This window comes from Arthrobacter cavernae (assembly GCF_017368795.1).
Taxonomy (GTDB): domain Bacteria; phylum Actinomycetota; class Actinomycetes; order Actinomycetales; family Micrococcaceae; genus Arthrobacter; species Arthrobacter cavernae.
Genome location: NZ_JAFNLL010000072.1, coordinates 1 through 2048, shown reverse-complemented (window position 1 = coordinate 2048; position 2048 = coordinate 1). Strand labels below are relative to the sequence as shown.

Annotated in this window: 1 protein-coding gene and 4 pseudogenes; 2 read left to right on the top strand and 3 right to left on the bottom strand. The window is 64.5% G+C overall.

Annotation, left to right across the window (positions count from 1 at the left end; all coding sequences use genetic code 11):
* Positions 1-195, top strand: a pseudogene (locus J1902_RS18530) (hypothetical protein); the annotation flags it as partial.
* 62 nt (positions 196-257) lie between these two features.
* Here the strand turns inward: J1902_RS18530 and J1902_RS18525 are convergent.
* Entirely contained in the window at positions 258-563 is a 306-nt protein-coding gene (locus J1902_RS18525; RefSeq protein WP_207617847.1) for a putative quinol monooxygenase, read from the bottom strand.
* Positions 564-745: 182 nt separating this feature from the next.
* A pseudogene (locus J1902_RS18520) lies at positions 746-1341 on the bottom strand (dihydrofolate reductase family protein).
* A gap of 75 nt (positions 1342-1416) precedes the next feature.
* Between J1902_RS18520 and arr the strand changes: the two are divergent.
* Positions 1417-1841, top strand: a pseudogene (gene arr, locus J1902_RS19970) (NAD(+)--rifampin ADP-ribosyltransferase).
* Between the two features lie 96 nt (positions 1842-1937).
* On the opposite strand, the pseudogene J1902_RS19750 reads toward arr, so the two are convergent.
* Positions 1938-2048: pseudogene (locus tag J1902_RS19750) on the bottom strand (acyl-CoA dehydrogenase family protein); the annotation flags it as partial.

Here is a 2048-nt window from a genome sequence, read left to right as displayed (position 1 = left end):
TTCGTCCGGCGTTTTAACGACTACCGACCCACGCTCCTAGCCAAGCTCGCCGGCCTCGTGGCGGACGGCCTTGTACCTGAAGCTGCCCGTCGCCGCGCCACGAAACCCACCCGGGGCTCGAACGGCCGGCGCCTCACCGCAAAGAAACAGCGCTCGACGACGAAACAGCAACGACGACGGCCGTCCGCCGAGTAGCTCCGTACCGTCGAAGGAACCGCCATCCTCCGGCGCGTGCTGCGCGCCCGGGGCCATTGAAGCTACGAATCCGCGGCGTTCTCGAAGGTTTGGATGGCGCGGCCCGCCAACCGCGGGATGATCTGCGAAACGCCGATGCGCTCGAAATGCTCGTACTCGCGGTGGGCGGCAAAGCCAGCGGCATCACGATACCGCTCCAAGATCACGATCTGCGCCGGGTCCTCCGCACCCTGGAAGAAGTCGTACGCAAGATTCGCCTCCTCCGAACGCGTGGCCGAGGCCATCTCGCCCAGTAGCCGCAGGACCGTATCCGTTTCCCCGGGCTTCACCGTGTAGCGGACAACAACCTGGAAAAACGTCCCTGCCATATCAGCATTCCTTGCTCTTGAGTCATGTGGGCATACGCCCGGCAGACCAATCTTAGCGGGCGTGGCAATCGGTTGCCCCATCACGACGACGGGATAGGTGCAATCGGGCTCGTGCTCGGGTCGGCCGTGGTCGTGGTCGTCAACCTCATGTCGTAGTCGCATCCCCTCTGGATCTGCGCTAGTCACCTGGGTGAGCTGCCCGGCGGACCGCTGAGCACGGTGGGGACGTACTCAAGCAGCTGGAGCCTGCCGTCAAAGGTCCTGCTGTCCACCATCTCAAGCGCGACATCCGGATAGCCGTCGTAGATCCGTTCCCGCCCGGTGCGGCCCGTGATCACAGGGAAGACCACCAAGCGGAACCTGTCCACGAGGCCGGCGGTCAGCAGCGAGCGGCAGAGGCTGAGGCTGCCGAGGGTGCTCAAGGTCCCGGTCCTGCTCCGTTTCATCTCCCTCACGGCCTCCACCGCGTCCCCGGTGACCAGTTCCGAGTTCGGCCACGTCAGGGCGCCTGCAGGGTGGAGGAGAAAACCACCTTGGGCACGGCGGCAAGGCCGGTCAGGCTGGCCCCTTCGGCCTCGGAGAATCCCGAGTCCTCGGCCGCCGCCTCCGCTGACATGGCGGACATCAGCCGATACGTGTTCGACCCCATCAGGAAGGTGTAGTCCTTCTCGCCCTCCCGTTCGAGCCACGCCAGGCATTCCGGCCCCTCCAGGCCCCAGAAGCCGGGCCATCCCTCGGCCGAGGCGTACCCGTCCAGGGAGATGATCAGGTCGACCATCAGCTCCGCTGATGACCCCTCTGCAGTTGTCTCGCCCTTGGCCGTCCCCTCGAAGTGATCGACGTCAGTGCCGGCATGCTATCCCTGGAGCGATCAGACGTTCAAGGGGACCCCGGGCCCTTTCATCACGGCACGAAGGCCTACCTGAAGCCTGGGGACTTGCTGAAACCCGGCCATAGCTCGAATTTTGGGGAGCGAAAAAGGGGCGAACTACGTCGACCTGACAGCAACCTTGGATGCTGTCATTTGGGGAGCGGAGCTTGGGATGGGCGAGGGACCAGGCCGAGTCAACCGTGTGGAACCCACTGGCTCCTTTGAGGATGACCCCAATCTGACCGACAAGAAGTCCGGGGCACACCACGAGGGCCTACCGCACCCGAGAGCCGCTGCGGGTAGTTGACGAGATCCTGGGTTGGCAGCCGCACTCCCCCGAGGTGCTTCACAACATGCGGAGCCACCTGGAAGAACTCAAACGGCAGGGCATCGAGGCAATCAACTGAATTCCTGTCTGATCTCCTCCAACGCCGTGGGACCGACGGCCTTTTCCGACGATGAAATGGGTGGCAGATTTGGGCCAGCTGTGATTGCCGCGGCAGGGCCACGCGGTTGGCCAGAAGGATGCCGTTACCGCCGAGCAGGTCGCGGGCATTGGAGGCGATGGACCGGGCTGTGCGGGTCAGGTGAACTTGGCGAGCGAGGCCTGCGCA

Bases quoted from the DNA above. Each gene is read 5' to 3' on its own strand.
- J1902_RS18525 (WP_207617847.1), bottom strand. From the start codon at position 563: ATGGCAGGGACGTTTTTCCAGGTTGTTGTCCGCTACACGGTGAAGCCC.